The following is a 16131-nucleotide window of genomic DNA, read 5'->3' as shown; positions in this document are numbered from 1 at the left end:
TGCCGAAGTTGAGGAGGACCGAATGGCCCGGACCCTGCCGCGTCTGCCCGCGGCTCTGCGCATCCCCGGGAAGCGGGAGCCGGCCGAACCGGCCCGTTCCGCCCCGCGCCTGCCCGCAGTGCTGCGCCGCTCCCGCAACCGGCGGCGGACGGATCCGGCCCCGGCCCGCCGCCGTCTGCCGGCGCTGTCGCGCCGCTCCCGGGAGCCGGCGGCGCAGCCCGGCTCCCCGGCCGGACGGCACGCGCTCCCCCTGCCGGTCCGGCTGCTGGCGATGCTCGTCGCCTTCGCCTGCATGGTGGCGTTCGCCGTGGTCCTGGCCCGCCTCACGCTGCAACCGTCCCCGGCCTCCGTGCCCCTGACGCACAGCAACCTGCACCCCGGCCGCTCGCTGAACGCCTACCTGCAGCAGGGGCAGTTCCGGGACACGGTCAAGCAGATCGGCGGGAACGTGCTGCTCGGCGTGCCGTTCGGGGTGCTGGTCCCGGTGCTCGCCCCGCGCGCCCGAGGGGTGCTTCGGGTGCTGGCCCTCACGGCGCTGGTGATGCTGATGGTGGAGCTGGCGCAGGGCGCGCTGGTCACCGGGCGGGCCTTCGACATCGACGACGTCATCCTCAACACCGGTGGGGCGCTGCTGGGTTGGCTGCTGCTGGGGCGACGGCTCGGGCGCGGGGTGCACCGGCGCGTGCGACAGCCCGCGGCGGAGTGATCGTCAGCATCAGGTCCGGACCAAGGTATTGACTGCCTCTTATCTCACTCCTTAAATCAAGAGGCGTCACACCCCCCACCGGAACGGAGAGCCATGGCCTCCCCCCGCCTGCTCCGCAGATGTCTCCTGGCCGCCCTGTCGGCCGCGCTGGTCGGATCCGTCGCCGTCGGCCCGGCGCGGGCCCAGGCCGCCGCCCCCGCGGCGGCGGCCGTCACCACCTTCTCCGACTCCTTCGACGGGCCCGCGGGCTCGGCCGTCAACGGCTCGAAGTGGACGCTGGAGACCGGCGACAACGTCAACAACCACGAGCGGCAGTACTACACCTCGGGCACGAAGAACGCGGCCCTGGACGGCCAGGGCCATCTGGTGATCACGGCCCGCAAGGAGAACCCGGCCGGCTACCAGTGCTGGTACGGAAGCTGCCAGTACACCTCGGCCCGGCTGAACACCGCCGGGAAGTTCAACGCCCAGTACGGCCATGTCGAGGCGCGCATGAAGATCCCGCGCGGGCAGGGCATGTGGCCGGCGTTCTGGATGCTGGGCACCCCGGTCAACTGGCCGGACTCGGGCGAGATCGACGTGATGGAGAACGTCGGCTTCGAGCCCTCGACCGTGCACGGCACCGTCCACGGGCCCGGTTACTCCGGCTCGGGCGGCATAGGCGCCGGCTACACCCTGCCGAACGGCCAGGCCTTCGCGGACGCCTTTCACACCTTCGCCGTCGACTGGGCACCCGATTCCATCACCTGGTCGGTGGACGGGAACGTCTACCAGCGGCGCACCCCCGCCGACCTGGGCGGGAAGACCTGGGTGTTCAACAAGCCGTTCTTCCTGATCCTGAACCTCGCGGTCGGCGGCTACTGGCCCGGCGACCCGGACGGCTCCACCCAGCTCCCGCAGCAGCTGGTCGTGGACTCGGTGTCGGTGACGACGAGCGACAGCGCGGCCGGGGTGCCGGTCCGGGGGCTCGCGGGCAAGTGCGTGGACGTGGCCGGCGCGAACTCCGCGAACGGCACCCCGGTCCAGCTCTACGACTGCAACGGCACGGGGGCGCAGGCCTGGACCGTCGGCTCGGACGGCACCCTGCGGGCGCTCGGCAAATGCCTGGACGTCACGGCCAACGGCACGGCGGACGGGTCGGCCGTCCAGCTGTGGGACTGCACCGGCGGCCCCAACCAGAAGTGGACCGTCACGGGGGCGCACGACATCGTGAACCCGCAGGCGAACAAGTGCCTCGACGTCACCGGGAACAGCTCGGCCAACGGGACGCGGCTGCAGATCTGGACCTGCACGGGCGGGGCCAACCAGAAGTGGACCGTCGGCTGAGCCGTCCGCCCGGTGCACCGATCAGTGCACCGTCCAGGTGTACTTGTCGCCGCCCACGAAGCGGACCACGTCCGGGTCGTCGAGATCGTGAATGGTGATGCCGTAGGAGGCGGCCGCCTCCAGGACGTCGGTGACGGTCCTGGCCTCACCGACCACCTGACCGTCGATCTCCATGATCCGGAACGGCGGCTCACCCGGCTTGCCCGGGCACACACCGAGGACCAGGACCCGCGGGCGGGAGATGTGCGGAGCTGCTTGTTCGGTCATGTCATCGAGGGTAGAACGCAACCCGCGCCGACGGGTCATCCACCGGAGCCGTCCAGAAGATCGAGCACGGCGGCCTCCACGGCCCCCTGCGTGGCCGGACGGCCGAAGTCCCCGTGTTCGCCCAGCCGGGTGAGCACGGGGGTGATGGTCACGCCCTGCTCGAACAGCTCGAACACCTTCGGATCGATGTACGACGCCCGGCACACCGCGGGCGTGTTGCCCAGGTAGTGGCTGACCTCGCGGACGGCCCGGGCGGTCTGCCGCCGCCGGGCGGCGTCGGTGGCGCGGGCGCCGGGCGTGACCACGGCGACCGCCACGGCGGCCAGCACGGTGGCATGCCAGGTGCGGAAGTCCTTGGCGGTGACATCGGTGCCGGACAGCCGGCGCAGGGTCTCGTTGAGGTCGTCGCTGTGCAGGTCGTGCCATGCGCCGCGCTCGTGGAAGGCGAGGAAGCGGTCCCCGCCGCGCGGGCGGCGCAGCAGGGCGTGGGTGACGGTCCGCACCTGGTCGTCGACGAGGGCGCGCACCGTCTCGACGCCCCCCTTGGCGGGGAAGCTGAACGTGAGCTCGCCGCGGCCGCAGCTGACGTGCTCGCGGAGCATGGTCGTCAGGCCGTAGGTCTCGCTGGTGCGGGTGTGCCGGTCGCTGCCGACGCGGAAGAAGCCGAGGTCGAGCAGGCGTACCGCGCAGGCGGTGACCCGGTCCCGGCTCAGCCCGCGTCCGGCCAGGTCCATGGCCACCTGGTCGCGCAGCTCGGGCAGGGCCCGCGCGATCTGTCGTACGTGCTCGTGCTTGGCCTGCTCCTGCTCGGCCCGGAACCGTTCGTGGTACAGGTACTGGCGACGCCCGGCGGCGTCGGTGCCGACGGCCTGGAGGTGACCGTTGGGCCAGGGGCAGATCCACACGTCGCGCCAGGCGGGCGGGATGGTCAGGGCGCGGATGCGGGCGACCTGCTGGGGGTCGGTGAGGCGGCCGCCGGTGGCGTCGGTGTAACGGAAGCCCCGGCCGCTGCGGACACGTCCGTAGCCGGGGCGGTCGCGGTCGCTGGTCCGCAGTCGCATCGTGGCCTCAGGGCCGGCGCCAGTCGTCACCGGTCAGATGGGACCCGGCCTGCGGGCCCATGCGCAGCATGCCGCCGTCGACGCTCCAGGAGGCGCCGGTGACGTAGGAGGCGTCGGGGCTCGCGAGGAACGCGATCACCGCGGCGACCTCGCGGGCGTCCCCGGGCCGGCCGAGCGGCACGCCGGGGCGGCGCTCGGAGTGCACGTCGGTGTCCTCCTGGCCGGTCATCGGGGTGGCGATCTCGCCGGGCGCGACCGCGTTCACCGTGATGCCGTGCTCGGCCAGCTCCAGGGCCATCACCTGGGTGAGCAGCCCGAGCCCGCCCTTGGCCGCGCAGTACGGGGCCGCGCCGACCCGGGGCTGGTGCTCGTGCACGGAGGTGACGTTGACGATCCGGCCGCCGTCGCCCTGCCGGATCATGCGCCGCGCGGCCCGCTGCCCGAGCAGGAAGGGGCCGACGAGGTCGACGTCCAGGACCCGGCGCACATCCGTCAGGGTGAGGTCGAGGAAGGGGGTCATGGTGCCCGTACCGGCGTTGTTGACCAGGACGTCGATCCGGCCCAGCTCCTCGCACAGGGCGTCCACGGTGTCGGCGGCCCCGGGCAGCCGGGTGAGGTCCAGCCGCGCCACGGCGGCCCGGCGGCCGTGCGCGCGGACCTCCTCGGCCGTCCGCTCGGCGCCCTTCTCGTCGGAGTGCCAGGTGATGCCGACGTCCAGGCCCGCCTCGGCCAGCCGGACGGCGGTGGCGCGGCCGATGCCGCTGTCCGCGCCCGTGACGATCGCTGCGCTCGGCATGACCGGCTCCTCCCGTGAGTGTGGGCCTCGCAGTACCCGGGGGCGGGGTGGGGCAAACGGGTCCGGCCGTGAGGGGGGCGGCGCGTCGCGGACCGCGGGTGACCGGTGGCTCCTCGCGCGGTTCCCCGCGCCCCTTCCGGGCGCCGGATGTGAACCTTGGTTCCATGGAACCTGTCGCCGCGCTGGAGCGGATCGCCTTCCTGCTGGAGCGAGCCCTCGCGCCCACCTACCGGGTGAAGGCGTTCCGGACCGCCGCCCGGGTGCTCGCCGCGCTGCCCGAGGGCGAGGTCGCCGAGCGGGCGGCGGCGGGGACACTGGAGTCGCTGAAGGGGGTCGGGCCGAAGACCGCGCAGGTGGCGCTGGAGGCGCTGGCGGGTGAGGTGCCCGGCTATCTGCGCAAGCTGGAGGGGGAGGCGGACGCCCCGCTCGGCCCGGACGTGGCCGGTGCCGGCCTGCGGGCGCTGATCCGCGGGGACTGCCACACGCACTCGGACTGGTCCGACGGCGGAAGCCCGATCGAGGAGATGGGGCGGGCGGCGGCCGGGCTGGGGCACGAGTGGACCGTGCTCACGGACCACTCGCCACGGCTGACCGTGGCCAGGGGGCTGTCCGCCGAGCGGCTGTGCGAACAGCTGGCGGTGGTGGCCGACCTGAACACGCGGTGGGCGCCGTTCCGGCTGCTCACCGGAATCGAGTGCGACATCCTGGAGGACGGCTCGCTCGACCAGGAACCGGAGCTGCTCCAGCGGCTGGACGTGGTCGTGGTGTCGGTGCACTCCAAGCTGCGGATGGACGCCCGGTCCATGACCCGCCGGATGGTGGCCGCCGTGCGCAATCCGCACGCGGACGTCCTCGGCCACTGCACCGGGCGCCTGGTGACGGGCCGGGGGCGGCCCGAGTCGCAGTTCGACGCGGACGAGGTGTTCGCCGCGTGCGCCGAGTCGGGGACGGCCGTGGAGATCAACAGCCGTCCGGAGCGGCTGGACCCGCCGCGCCGGCTGCTGCGCCGGGCGGTCGAGGCGGGGACGCTGTTCTCGGTGGACACCGACGCGCACGCGCCCGGCCAGCTGGACTGGCAGATCCTCGGCTGCGCGCGGGCCGAGGAGTGCGGGGTGCCGCCGGAGCGGGTGGTGACCACCTGGTCGGCCAGGGAACTGCTGGCCTGGACCCGCGAGGGCCGGATGCCGGCGCGGGCGGCGGGTTCCTGACCCGCCCTGCGTGGTACCCGGGCACGAGCGAGAGCGAGGAAGGGACCCCGCATGGAACGAGCCGCCGTCTTCGATGTCGACGGAACCCTCGTCGACACCAATCACCTGCACGTCGTCACCTGGTGGGAGGCGTTCCGCCAGGCCGGGCACCAAGTGCCCATGCACGCCGTGCACCGGGCCGTCGGCCTCGGCTCCACGGACCTGATCGCCCATCTGCTGGGCGACGGCCGCGACCCGGACGGGGACGACGAGCTGAGCGCCGCGCACAAGGCGCTGTACGGCCAGTACTTCGACCGGCTCCCCGCCCTGCCGGGCGCCGGGGAGCTGCTGCGCCGGCTGCACGGGGACGGCTGGACGGTGGTCCTCGCCACCTCGGCGAGCGGCGCCGAACTGGGCGCGCTGCGCCGGGCGATCGACGCGGACGACGCGATCGCGGACACCGCCAGCGCCGACGACGTGCAGGAGGGCAAGCCGGCCCCCGAGCCCGTGGAACACGCGCTGGAGCTGGCCGGCGTGCCGGCCTCACGGGCGGTGTTCGTCGGGGACACCGTGTGGGACATGCAGGCGGGCAGCAAGGCGGGGGTGCGCTGTGTGGGCGTGCTGTGCGGCGGGATCCCCCGGGCCGATCTGGAGGAAGCCGGCGCGGAGACGGTCTATGCCGACCCCGCCGACCTGCTGGCGCGGCTGGCGGGGAGCCCGCTGGCGTGAGCGGCCGCCGAGGTGACGCGGGTCACGGACGGGAGCGGAACACCGGGATGTGGTTGCCCGTTGAACCAACCGTGGGTGCGGATGGGACAGAGTCCCCGGGCCTCACCTTCCGCCCACAGGGACGATCGTCCGGCTGAAGCCCTGTGGAGCCATTCGCCGAGAGGCGACCGCCATCCGTGCCCACCACCTGGCCGCCCCGGCCGTGATTCCCCCGTCACGGCCGGGGCTCTCCGCATGCCGCCGCACGGACGACGCCGCGTGTGCCGGCCGGGCCTCCGGGTACCCGGCCGCTCGTCGCGGCCTCCGCCGTGCCGACGAGAGGAGCCGAACGTGAGCAGCTCAGCGGGCAGCAGGGTGGTCGTGACCGGCGCCACCGGCAATGTCGGTACGAGTGTCGTACGTCTGCTCTCGGAGGATCCCGGCGTCAAGTCGGTGCGGGGACTCGCCCGGCGGATACCGGGCTGGTCGCCGGCGAAGACCGAGTGGTCCGCCGTCGACCTGGCCTCGGACCAGGACAACCTGGCCGAGCGGTTCGAGGGCGCGGACGCCGTTGTCCATCTGGCCTGGGCGTTCCAGCCGACGCACGATCCGGCCACCACCTGGCGGACCAATGTGCTCGGCGGCATCCGGGTGTTCGAGGCGGTCGCCGCGGCCCGGGTGCCGGTGCTGGTGCACGCCTCGTCCGTCGGGACGTACTCGCCGGGGCCGAAGGACCACCCGGTGGACGAGTCCTGGCCGACGCACGGCTGGCCGGACGCCGCGTACTGCCGCGAGAAGGCCTACCTGGAGCGCACCCTGGACGTGTTCGAGCGCGACCACCCCGAGGTGCGGGTGGTCCGGATGCGCCCGGCGTTCTTGTTCAAGTGGCAGTCGGCGAGCGAGCAGCGGCGCATCTTCGGCGGGCGTTTCCTGCCCGGTCCGCTGGCCCGGCCGGATCTGCTGCCGTTCCTGCCGGACGTCCCGGGCCTGAGGGTGCAGGCGCTGCACACGGACGACGCGGCCGAGGCCTACCGGCTCGCGGTGCACTCGGACACCGCCCGGGGCGCCTTCAACCTGGCCGCCGATCCTCCGCTGGACGCCGGTGTGCTCGCCGGGCTGCTCGGCGTCCGGCCGGTGCGGCTGCCGCGCACGGCGGCCCGCTCGGCGATCGCCGCCGCCTGGGGACTGCACCTGCTGCCGGCCTCCCCGCACCTGTTCGACGCGGTGCTGCGGCTGCCGCTGATGGACTGCACGCGGGCGCACACCGAGCTGGGCTGGCGGCCCCGGCGCTCCTCCACCGAGGTGCTCCAGGAGTTCCTGGAGGGCCTGCGGCAGGGCGGCGGCATGGAGACGGAACCGATGCGCGGGCGAAAGGTCGGCTGAGCCGGCCGCGCCCCCTTGCGACGGAGGAGTGAACCAGACCATGGCCATGCAGCGGCAGCGGGGATCCGGTGGCGGCTCCGGATCCGGCGGGGCTCCGGTCCCCAGGGACATGCCCGATCAGCAGGCCCGTCGGGGCGCGGACCCGTGGGACGTCGCCACGAGGCCACCGGCCGGCGACGAACCGGAAGAGGACACCGCGCCCGACCCGGGCGACGAGACCGCGCCCGACCAGGACGAGCAGGCCGTGCCCGACCCGGACGAGGCAGGCAGCGGTCCGAGCGGCGCGCCCCGCGCGGGCACCGTGCATCCCGAGCATCCGGCTCCGCAGGAGCCGTCGGACTAGGGCCGGGGCCCGTGGCGGGCGGCCCCCGTCTTCCGGTGGAGCGCGGGGGCGCTCGCTACCGGCCGGGGGCCGTCGGTCTGCGGCCGGGACCACGGTCCCGGCGGCGCGGTCGTGCTCAGTGCGGGGCGCGGGTCATCGACCTGTAGCCGGAACCCCGCCCCACGGCGGCGCGGTCGTGCTCAGTGCGGGGCGCGCTGCCGCAGGGCCGCTCGCCAGGCGGGCGGGCGGTCCTCGGCGGCCGGTTCGGGGCGTCGGCCGCCGCCGGCGAAGAACTCGGCCAGCGGCAGGATCGCCGCGCCGACGGTCACCGCGTCCGGGCCGAGCCGGCCGAGGTCGATGGTCACCTTGTCGGCCGGGTGGCGCAGCGCGTACGTCGCCGCGTGCCGGCGGACGGCGGGCAGGAAGCGGGTGCCGAGCTGGAGCCCGGCCCAGCCGCCGATCAGGATCCGCTCGGGCTGGAAGAGGTTGATCAGGTCGGACAGCCCGGCGCCGAGGTACTCGGCGGTCTCCTCCAGGACGGCCAGCGCGACCGGGTCGGGCGCGGTGCCCTCGGGCGGGTAGGCGGCGGCGAGCATCGCGGTGAGCGCGGTCTCCTCGTCGGTGTCCTCCGGCGGCCGGCCGCCCTCCTCGCGCCAGCGGGCGAGCAGCGACTCGGCACCGGCGTAGGCCTCCAGGCAGCCGGGGGCACCGCAGCGGCAGCGGCGCCCGCGCACCCGCACCGTCAGATGGCCCCACTCCACGGCCCGCCCGTGCTCCACCTCGGGCGTGACCAGGCAGGCGCCGACACCGGAGCCGAAGAGCACGACCACGGCGTTGTCGGCGCCGCGCCCGGCGCCGAACCACATCTCCGCCTGGCCGAGGGTCTTGGCGCCGTTGTCGATGAAGTACGGCACCTCCTCGGGGAGCGGGGAGGCCGAGCGGAGCAGCCGCTCCAGCGGGACCGCGTCCCAGCCGATGGTCTGCCCGTGGACGACGGCGCCCCGGTCCGGGGTGTGCTCGACGATGCCGGGGACGCCGATGCCCACGCCGAGCAGCCGGTCGGGCGCGGCCTCTTCGGCGGTGAGCACCTCGGCGACGCCGTCGCGGATGTGGCGGGCGATGACCTCGGCGTCGTAGCCCTGCGGTGTCAGGGGGCGCTCGACGCGGGCGAGTTCGGTCAGGGCCAGGTCGAACAGCTCGACGCGGACACGGGTCTCGCCCACGTCGACGCCGATCATCTGGCCGCTCCGCGGGGCGACGCGCAGCAGAGTGCGGGGCCGGCCGCCGTCGGAGTCGACGCTGCCGGCCTCCTCGACCAGGCCGTCGGCGATCAGGTCCGCGACCACGTTGCTGACCGACCCGGAGCTGAGTCCGGTGGCCGGGCCCAGCTCGAAACGGCTGAGCGGGCCGTCGAAATACAGCCGCTGGAGCACCGCCGTGCGGTTGCCTCGTCTCAGGTCGCGTACCGTGCGCCCGTTGCGCCCCGCCATGTTGCTCCCTTCACGAACCGTGCCCGACCTGCAACATACCCCTTCGGGCAGCGGGACGCGACATTTTCACACACCTTAGTTCACGCTGTGAGCAAAGAGGAGGGTGGAGACGGACGGGGGTGGAGACGGACGGGGGTGGATGCCGGCCGGCGGGGCGGCCCGTCCGAGGGCGACGATTTGCCGGATCCACCGGCGCCGGCCACCGGGGGGGGGACCGTCGCGGTCACCGTCGCGGGGCGTGCCGGGGCCGGCCGGACGGGCGGTGAGCCCCCCGCGTCCGGGATCCGCCCACGTCCGGGATCCGCCGCGCGCGCTCCTCCGGTTCACCCACCGCGCCCCTCCCGCGCCCCTCAGCCCGCCGCGTACACGTCCTCCACATAGCGCCCGTCCGCCACCAGCGCGTCGAGCCACCTCTGGGCGGCCGTCTCGTCGGCGCCGGGGGTGCGTTCCCGGTACAGGGTACGGAACGCCTCGCGGACACCGGGTGCCATGCGGGCGCCGTCGCCGCAGACGTACACCCGCGCCCCGGCGGTGAGCAGCCGCCACATCTCCTCGGCCTCGGCGGCGATGCGGTGCTGGACGAAGGCGGCGCCGTTCTCGGGGGCGGCGCTGAAGGCGGGGCGCAGGGACACCGCGCCGGCCCGCTCGGCGGCCCGCAGCTCGTCGGCGTGCAGATAGTCGGCGTCGGGGGCGTCACAGCCGAAGTAGAGGAGCGCCGGGGGGAGTTCGGTGCCCGCGCGGCGGGTGGCCAGCCGGTCGGCGACGGCGCCCCGGAACGGCGCGAGTCCGGTGCCCGCGGCGACCATCACGACCGGTGCCGAGCCGTCGATCCGGAACGCCTCGCGGCAGGGCTGGACGCGGGCGTACACGGTGTCGCCGGGCCGCAGCGAGGCGAGGTGGCCGGAGCCGGTGCCGCGGTACCTGCCCCGGCCGGACCGGGCGGGGGCGTCGAGCACGGACACCATGAGGTCGGCGTGCCGGGCGCCGGGCGCCGGCGCGGAGGAGATGGAGTAGTGGCGGGGGCGCAGCGGGGTCAGCAGGTCGAGCAGGATCGGCCAGCCGAGGGCGCCGCGCAGCGCGGGGTGGTCCTCGGCCAGCTCCACCAGGGTGCGCGGATCGTCGGCGGTCAGGGCGGCGAGGGCGGCCCGCTCCGGCGGGCAGGGGTTGGCCTCGGCGAGGAGGGACAGCTGCCGTTCCGCCGGGCGCTCCTGCAACTCGACGTAGTGCGTCAGGAGTTGGCGGGCGGTCAGCGGTCGGTCGACGGCGAGCTCTCCCCCGTGGCCGGCTCCGCCCGCTCGCGGCGCCCCCGGTCCGTGGGAGCGGGTGGCCCGGATGTCCAGGACGGCGTCCGCGTCGAGGCCGAACGCGGCGACGGCGCGGTCCACCAGCTCCGGGGTGTTGACGGGCAGCACGGTCAGGTGGTCGGCGGTGCGGTAGGTGACGCCCTCGGGCAGGGCGATGCGCAGGAACCGCTTGGTGCGGGGGTGGTCCGGGGCGGTGAGGTCGTACGCCTCGGTGACCGTCATCGGGACCAGGCCGTGCCGCTCGGCGAGGGCGTCCAGCGGGCCCCCGGTCAGGGTGCGCACCGTGTAGGCACGGGCGGGCTCGGCCGGGGTGCCGGTCCCGGCGTCCGGGTCGCCGTACTGCTGGAGCAGCGCGGTGCGCAGCCGGGCCGTGAACTCCCTGACGGTGCCGGTGAGATCGCCGGAGGCGTCGGCGGCGGCGCGGTCGGTGAGCCGGGTGGCGCCGAGTTCGGCGAGCCGGGCGTCGACGCGGGTGGGAACCTGCTGGTAGGTGGCGGCCCAGTTGCGGTCGCCGATCCCGAGGACGGCGTAGGTGACGCCGGTCAGGTCGGGGGTGCCGTCGAGCCAGGCGGTGAAGGCGACGGCGTCGTCGGTGGGGCGGCCGTTGTAGGAGGCGGCGGTGATGACGACGGGCCGGTCGGTGGGCAGGCCGTCCGCGTAGGCGTCCAGGGCGGCGACCTCGGTGGCGCAGCCGGCGGCCGCGGCCTCGTCGGCGAGCCGGGCGGCGAAGTCCCGGCAGGTGCCGTAGTTGCTGCCGTGCAGGAAGAGGGCGCGGGTGCCGGGGCGGACCCGGGCCGGGAGGGTGTCCGGGACCGGGGTCTCGGCGGACCGGGCGGGGGCGGCGCCGGGCAGCGGGGCGTGGCGGCGGTCGTCCGGGGTGCGCGGGGTGAGCGTGAGGGTGAAGCCCTCCGGCTTCAGGGTGAGGGTCTCCTTCACGGTGAGCCGGTAGCCGGCGTGGTCGTGCGGCCGGTAGCGGTGGACCAGCAGGGCGAGCAGCATGGTCGCCTCGTGCAGCGCGAACTGCCGTCCGATGCAGGCGCGTTCACCGGTGCCGAACGGCTTGAAGGCATGCACGGGGCGGGCCGCCTCGGCTTCGGGGGTGAACCGTTCGGGGTCGAACAGCTCCGGGTTGTCGCCCCAGACGGGCCGGCGGTGCAGCATCGGCGCGAGCACGGTGACGGCCTGGCCGGCGCGCAGCGGGATCCGGCCGCCGAGCAGGGTGTCCTCGCGGGCGTGCCGGCTGAACGCGGCGGCCGTCGGCCACAGCCGCAGCGCCTCGTTGAGGACCTGGCGGGTGTAGGTGAGCCGGCCGATGTCGTCGTACGTCGGTTCGGGGTCGGGTGTGTCACCCCACAGCGCGTCGGCCTCGCGCTGTACGAGCCGGAGCACGGCGGGGTGCTTGGCGAGGTGGTACAGGGCGAAGGACATCGCGCCGGAGGTGGTCTCGTGGCCGGCGATCAGGAAGGTGATGACCTGGTTGCGGATGTTGGCCGCGTCCAGGGTGGTTCCGTCGGCCGGGTGCGGGGCGCTGAGCATCAGCCCGAGCAGGTCCTCGGCGCCTCTCTGGTCGGTGCCGGTGCGGGCGGCGATGACGTCGTCCACGACCCCGGCGAGGTAGCCGGCGTCCGCCCGGAAGGCCGCGTCGGCCGCCGAGTGGTCCTGGCCCGGCACACGGGCCAGCCGGGTCATGCTCCACTCCAGGCAGCGGACCATCGCCTCCACGAACGGGTGCGGCTCGTCGCGTTCGAACGAGCCGAAGTCGTAGCCGAAGCCGGCCAGACCGATGGTGTTGAGGGTCATGCGGGTCATGTCCTCGGGCACGTCGACGGGCTGTCCGGCGCGCGCCGCCCGGTCCCAGGAGCCGATGAGCCGCCGGGCCACCTTCACCATCACGGGGTGGTACGTGCGCATCGAGCCGAGCGCGAAGGCGGGCATCAGGATGTCGTGCGCCTTCACCCAGTTGGGCTCGTCGTCGTACGCCGTGAACAGGCCGTCGGCGGTGAACTCCCGCACGTTCTCCAGGGCGGGCCCGATGTGCTTGGCGAACCGCTCCTCGTCGGCCAGCTCGGCGACCAGGTCGGTGTCGGCGACGAACAGCGCGTCCCGGCCGTGCAGCCGGCGCACCAGCACCGGGCCGTGGGCCCGCATCAGTTCCATGACCTGTTGGACGGGGGTGCGGCCCGGGCCGGTGGCGGTGATGTCCACGACGGGGACGCCGGGCAGGGTGCCGGCCGGTTCGGGGTGCAGTGCGGTGGGGGGCATGACGCGACAACTGCCTTTCGCGGAAGCGGGCGTACGGCTTCCAGGGTGGTCGACGGGCGGGCCGTGCCCGGGCCGTGGCACTACACGATCGTGCAGTGGAAAGTGGGTGGCGGGGCTTGCGCGGGCCGACCGGTCCACACCAGGGCGCCCCGCGCGTGCGGACGGACCGTGCGCTGGGGCGGGCGGTGCCTTGCGGCGGGCCGTGCGTGCGGGCGGGCCGTACTTTCGCGCCGGGCGTCTGCCGGGCCGTACGAGGCGCTGCCGGCCGCCCCGTCGAGTTGCCGCTGACCTGTGGCTTCCTCTTTGATGGCGGGCGGCCGACCGATCGGGAGGTGACATGGAAGCGGGGCAGGCCGACGCGGTGGTGTGGCGCAACCGTGCGCTCATGGTGTTCGACCGGGTGTCGGTACCGGTCGCGGTGTGCGATGTGAACGGCCTCGTGGCGCTGGCGAACCCGGCGATGGCCGCGGAGTGCGATACGACCCCGGGCCGGCTGCGCGGCCGGCAGGTGCTGGAGCTGTTCCGTCCGCAGGAGGCCACCCAGGTGGAGCGGATCGTCGAGGCGCTGCGGCTGCGGCACCGCTCCCGCTACCAGGTGTCGGTGTGCTGGCGGGCACCCGGCGGAGCCGAGCGGTACGGGGAGCTGACGGCGGATCCGGTGAGCGACAGCGTGGAGGAGACACCGGCGCTGCTGGTGATGCTGCGCGTGCTGAACGAGCGCCCGGCACCCGCGCCGGAGCCGGTGCGGGCCGGCGCGCTGGAGCCGGTACGGGCCAGCGCGGTGGAGCGGCAGGTGCTGGTCCTGCTGGCCGGGGGCGCGACCACCGCCCGGGCCGCCCGCGAGCTGGGCCTCAGCGGGGACGGCCTGACGTACCACCTGCGGCGCCTGTCGGCCCGGTGGGGCGCGGCCAACCGCACCGAGCTGGTCGCCCGCGCCTACGCCTGCGGCGTCCTCACCCCCGGGGTGTGGCCCCCGCGAGCGACCCCCGCCGAGGGAGACGAGGAGTAACCATCACCCACCTCCCGTGAACCCCGTGGGCCCCAGCTCCACCCCGACTCCGGCCCCCACCCCGGCCTCGGCTCCGGCCGGCGGTGCCCCGCCGTCCCGGGCCGGGGATTCCAGGATCGGCAGGCCGGTGGAGGCGCGGTCGGGGTGAAAGTCGAGGGTGAGGCGCAGGGCGGGTTCGAGCGGGGGGCCGGACGCTCGCGCCGTGACCTGGTCCAGCGCCGCCGGGGGCGCTGCGGCACAGCCCGTGCCGGAAATCCATTGGCCCGTCCCTCTCTGGCTAAATACGATAGCCCTCTGCCTAGAGCTCCTAGGCAGACCGGCCACGGAATCCGGAAGGACCCTTCCCCATGAGATCGCTCACCGAGCAGGACATCCGCAACTCGTTCATCAACTGCTCCAAGGGCGAGGCCAAGCGGCTGGCCGTCCCGCGCGACCTCGGCGAACGCCCGTGGGACGACCTGGACTTCCTCGGCTGGCGCGATCCCGGGGCCCCCGACCGCAGCTATCTGGTCACCGAACGGGACGGCCGGCCCGCCGGTGTCGCCCTGCGCTTCCCCGCCTCGCAGCGCGGCTTCCTGCACCGCAGCATGTGCTCCGTCTGCCTGACCACGCATCCCGGCGGCGGGGTGTCGCTGATGACCGCCCGGAAGGCGGGAGCGGCGGGCCGGGAGGGCAACTCGGTCGGGCTGTACATGTGCACGGACCTGGCGTGCTCGCTGTACGTGCGCGGCAGGAAGGTGCCCCAGTCCGGCACCCGGTTCGAGGAGAGCCTGACCCTGGAGGAGCAGATCGCCCGGACGAGGCGCAATCTGTACGCCTTCGTCGACAAGCTGTACGTGTGACCGCCGCCCGGCACCGGGGTCGCCGTCGCGCGTGACCTCGCGGGTGGCCGGATATCGGCCGCGCAGCCGGGCCGTCACCGACCCGTCGAAGGCCGCAGTGGCGGGCGTGACTCCGGCCACCTGCCCCGATGCGAACACTTACGGTCGGAAACAGTCCGCAAATAGCGACGTTCGATGCACCCGAGGAATGGGAACAGGCCAAGGGATGCTCGACGTACGAAAGTGGACCACGGGAGCGCTGCGCCTGGTGCGGCGTCGCCGGGAACCGGTGGTCGTCCAGACACTGCGCTCGGCCGCGGCCGCCACGGTCGCCTACGTCATCGCGCTCCGGCTGAGCCCCGAGCCGGCCCCGCTGACCGCGCCGCTGACCGCACTGCTGGTCGTCCAGGTGACCTTCTACGCCACGCTCACCAACGGCATCCGCCGGGTGAACTCGGTGGTCGCCGGCGTGCTGGTCGCCATCGCCTTCAGCGTGCTGGTGGGGCTGACCTGGTGGAGCCTCGCGCTGCTGATCGTCGCCGCGCTGGCCGTCGGACACCTGGTGCGGGTCGACGAGTACGTGGCCGAGGTGGCGATCAGCGCCATGCTGGTGCTCGGCGTCACCACGGTCGGGTTCACCGCCTGGGCACGGATCGTGGAGACGCTGATCGGCGCGGTCGTCGGCACCGCCTGCAACCTGCTGCTGCCGCCCCCGGTGTGGGTGGACGCGGCCGGCCGGTCCATCGAGGACCTGGCGCGGCGGGTGCGCCAGCTGATGCTCCGCATGGGCGAGGAGGCCGCGAGCCGGATCCCCTGGCAGCGGGCGGCCGAGCGGCTGCACGAGGCACGCCGGCTCGATCACGACATCGTGCGGGTCGACGCGGCGCTGCGGCAGGCCGAGGACAGCCTGCGGCTCAATCCGCGGGTGAAGGAGGGGCTGCTGCACCGGGTGGTGCTGCGCACCGGTCTGGACACGCTGGAGATCTGCACGGTGGTGCTGCGGGTGCTGGCCCGCTCGTTCACGGACCTGGCGAAGGCCCGCGGGGCCGAGGAACTGTTCCCGCCCCGGGTGGGGGCCACCGTGGAACAGCTGCTGTCGGAGATCGCCGACGCGGTGGTCAGCTTCGCCGTGCTGGTGACCACCCATCTGAGCGAGAACGCCGAGTCCGCGGAGGCACGCCTGACGGCCGAGCTGCACACGGCGGCCGGCACCCGGGACCGGCTGGCCGAGCTGCTCCGGGAGGAGATCGGCAAGGACTGGGCGAACTGGCAGCTGCTGGGCGCCGTACTGACCGAGACGACCCGGATCATCGACGAGCTGGACACCGAGCACCGCACCCGCCGCCTGCTGGAGGAACTCGACCGGGTCTCCCGCGAGCAGCGGGCCAGGCTGCCCCGGATGGCCCGGCTGCGCGACCGGCTGGGCGTCCAGGAGGAGCTGTGGCGGAACCACGCGGGCTTCGGTGAGCGTTATCGGTGAGGGAGGCGC

The 16131-nt window shown here is 74.4% G+C and carries 14 protein-coding genes; 9 read left to right on the top strand and 5 right to left on the bottom strand.

Features of this window, described 5'->3' with window-relative positions; translation table 11 throughout:
* Nucleotides 1-22 precede the first annotated feature (22 nt).
* Both FHS34_RS19430 and FHS34_RS19425 read left to right on the top strand, forming a co-directional pair.
* Nucleotides 23-706: a VanZ family protein gene (locus tag FHS34_RS19430; protein WP_184967025.1), complete on the top strand. Its 684-nt coding sequence runs from the start codon at nucleotides 23-25 to the stop codon at nucleotides 704-706.
* Between the two features lie 93 nt (nucleotides 707-799).
* Nucleotides 800-2032 (top strand): RICIN domain-containing protein, encoded by a 1233-nt coding sequence (locus FHS34_RS19425; RefSeq protein WP_184967023.1) that lies wholly within the window; start codon nucleotides 800-802, stop codon nucleotides 2030-2032.
* A 21-nt stretch (nucleotides 2033-2053) separates the two neighbouring features.
* On the opposite strand, the gene FHS34_RS19420 is transcribed toward FHS34_RS19425, so the two are convergent.
* Genes FHS34_RS19420 through FHS34_RS19410 form a run of 3 tightly spaced genes read right to left on the bottom strand, consistent with a single transcriptional unit; the run spans nucleotide 2054 to nucleotide 4156 of the window.
* Nucleotides 2054-2299, bottom strand: coding sequence for a hypothetical protein (locus tag FHS34_RS19420; RefSeq protein WP_184967021.1), 246 nt, complete (start codon nucleotides 2297-2299; stop codon nucleotides 2054-2056).
* Between the two features lie 35 nt (nucleotides 2300-2334).
* The gene (locus FHS34_RS19415; protein WP_184967223.1) at nucleotides 2335-3360 is read right to left on the bottom strand and encodes a DNA topoisomerase IB; all 1026 of its coding nucleotides are present in this window, start codon (nucleotides 3358-3360) and stop codon (nucleotides 2335-2337) included.
* Between the two features lie 7 nt (nucleotides 3361-3367).
* Complete coding sequence (locus tag FHS34_RS19410; RefSeq protein WP_184967019.1) at nucleotides 3368-4156, bottom strand: SDR family oxidoreductase; 789 nt, start codon at nucleotides 4154-4156, stop codon at nucleotides 3368-3370.
* A gap of 164 nt (nucleotides 4157-4320) precedes the next feature.
* On the opposite strand from FHS34_RS19410, the gene FHS34_RS19405 reads away from it, so the two are divergent.
* From FHS34_RS19405 to FHS34_RS19390, 4 genes are all read left to right on the top strand, one after another.
* A complete protein-coding gene (locus tag FHS34_RS19405; protein ID WP_184967017.1) occupies nucleotides 4321-5364 on the top strand; it encodes a PHP domain-containing protein in 1044 nt (347 codons plus the stop codon).
* A 51-nt stretch (nucleotides 5365-5415) separates the two neighbouring features.
* Entirely contained in the window at nucleotides 5416-6072 is a 657-nt protein-coding gene (locus FHS34_RS19400; RefSeq protein WP_184967015.1) for an HAD family hydrolase, read from the top strand.
* A gap of 330 nt (nucleotides 6073-6402) precedes the next feature.
* Nucleotides 6403-7434 carry an SDR family oxidoreductase gene (locus tag FHS34_RS19395; RefSeq protein WP_184967013.1) on the top strand — a complete coding sequence of 344 codons (1032 nt, stop codon included), beginning with the start codon at nucleotides 6403-6405 and terminating at the stop codon, nucleotides 7432-7434.
* 40 nt (nucleotides 7435-7474) lie between these two features.
* Entirely contained in the window at nucleotides 7475-7777 is a 303-nt protein-coding gene (locus tag FHS34_RS19390; RefSeq protein WP_225817510.1) for a hypothetical protein, read from the top strand.
* 179 nt (nucleotides 7778-7956) lie between these two features.
* Here FHS34_RS19390 and FHS34_RS19385 read toward each other — a convergent pair whose 3' ends face one another.
* Together FHS34_RS19385 and FHS34_RS19380 are read right to left on the bottom strand one after the other, a co-directional pair.
* Nucleotides 7957-9246, bottom strand: coding sequence for an ROK family transcriptional regulator (locus FHS34_RS19385; RefSeq protein ID WP_184967011.1), 1290 nt, complete (start codon nucleotides 9244-9246; stop codon nucleotides 7957-7959).
* A gap of 350 nt (nucleotides 9247-9596) precedes the next feature.
* On the bottom strand, nucleotides 9597-12812 hold the full coding sequence (locus tag FHS34_RS19380; RefSeq protein ID WP_184967009.1) for a bifunctional cytochrome P450/NADPH--P450 reductase: 3216 nt from the start codon (nucleotides 12810-12812) through the stop codon (nucleotides 9597-9599).
* A 337-nt stretch (nucleotides 12813-13149) separates the two neighbouring features.
* Here FHS34_RS19380 and FHS34_RS19375 point away from each other — a divergent pair, with 337 nt between their 5' ends.
* From FHS34_RS19375 to FHS34_RS19365, 3 genes are all read left to right on the top strand, one after another.
* Nucleotides 13150-13821 carry a PAS domain-containing protein gene (locus tag FHS34_RS19375; protein WP_184966999.1) on the top strand — a complete coding sequence of 224 codons (672 nt, stop codon included), beginning with the start codon at nucleotides 13150-13152 and terminating at the stop codon, nucleotides 13819-13821.
* A gap of 347 nt (nucleotides 13822-14168) precedes the next feature.
* Nucleotides 14169-14663, top strand: a complete 495-nt coding sequence (locus FHS34_RS19370) for an FBP domain-containing protein (protein WP_184966997.1) — start codon at nucleotides 14169-14171, stop codon at nucleotides 14661-14663.
* A 205-nt stretch (nucleotides 14664-14868) separates the two neighbouring features.
* On the top strand, nucleotides 14869-16122 hold the full coding sequence (locus FHS34_RS19365) for an aromatic acid exporter family protein (RefSeq protein ID WP_184966995.1): 1254 nt from the start codon (nucleotides 14869-14871) through the stop codon (nucleotides 16120-16122).
* The last annotated feature ends 9 nt before the right edge of the window (nucleotides 16123-16131 follow it).

It is taken from the genome of Streptomyces echinatus (assembly GCF_014203595.1).
In the GTDB taxonomy this organism is placed as follows: domain Bacteria; phylum Actinomycetota; class Actinomycetes; order Streptomycetales; family Streptomycetaceae; genus Streptomyces; species Streptomyces echinatus.
This window is presented reverse-complemented; position numbering and strand designations above follow the sequence as displayed.

Bases quoted from the DNA above. Each gene is read 5' to 3' on its own strand.
- FHS34_RS19430 (WP_184967025.1), top strand. From the start codon at position 23: ATGGCCCGGACCCTGCCGCGTCTGCCCGCGGCTCTGCGCATCCCCGGG.
- FHS34_RS19425 (WP_184967023.1), top strand. From the start codon at position 800: ATGGCCTCCCCCCGCCTGCTCCGCAGATGTCTCCTGGCCGCCCTGTCG.
- FHS34_RS19420 (WP_184967021.1), bottom strand. From the start codon at position 2,299: ATGACCGAACAAGCAGCTCCGCACATCTCCCGCCCGCGGGTCCTGGTC.
- FHS34_RS19415 (WP_184967223.1), bottom strand. From the start codon at position 3,360: ATGCGACTGCGGACCAGCGACCGCGACCGCCCCGGCTACGGACGTGTC.
- FHS34_RS19410 (WP_184967019.1), bottom strand. From the start codon at position 4,156: ATGCCGAGCGCAGCGATCGTCACGGGCGCGGACAGCGGCATCGGCCGC.
- FHS34_RS19405 (WP_184967017.1), top strand. From the start codon at position 4,321: ATGGAACCTGTCGCCGCGCTGGAGCGGATCGCCTTCCTGCTGGAGCGA.
- FHS34_RS19400 (WP_184967015.1), top strand. From the start codon at position 5,416: ATGGAACGAGCCGCCGTCTTCGATGTCGACGGAACCCTCGTCGACACC.
- FHS34_RS19390 (WP_225817510.1), top strand. From the start codon at position 7,475: ATGGCCATGCAGCGGCAGCGGGGATCCGGTGGCGGCTCCGGATCCGGC.
- FHS34_RS19385 (WP_184967011.1), bottom strand. From the start codon at position 9,246: ATGGCGGGGCGCAACGGGCGCACGGTACGCGACCTGAGACGAGGCAAC.
- FHS34_RS19380 (WP_184967009.1), bottom strand. From the start codon at position 12,812: ATGCCCCCCACCGCACTGCACCCCGAACCGGCCGGCACCCTGCCCGGC.
- FHS34_RS19375 (WP_184966999.1), top strand. From the start codon at position 13,150: ATGGAAGCGGGGCAGGCCGACGCGGTGGTGTGGCGCAACCGTGCGCTC.
- FHS34_RS19370 (WP_184966997.1), top strand. From the start codon at position 14,169: ATGAGATCGCTCACCGAGCAGGACATCCGCAACTCGTTCATCAACTGC.
- FHS34_RS19365 (WP_184966995.1), top strand. From the start codon at position 14,869: ATGCTCGACGTACGAAAGTGGACCACGGGAGCGCTGCGCCTGGTGCGG.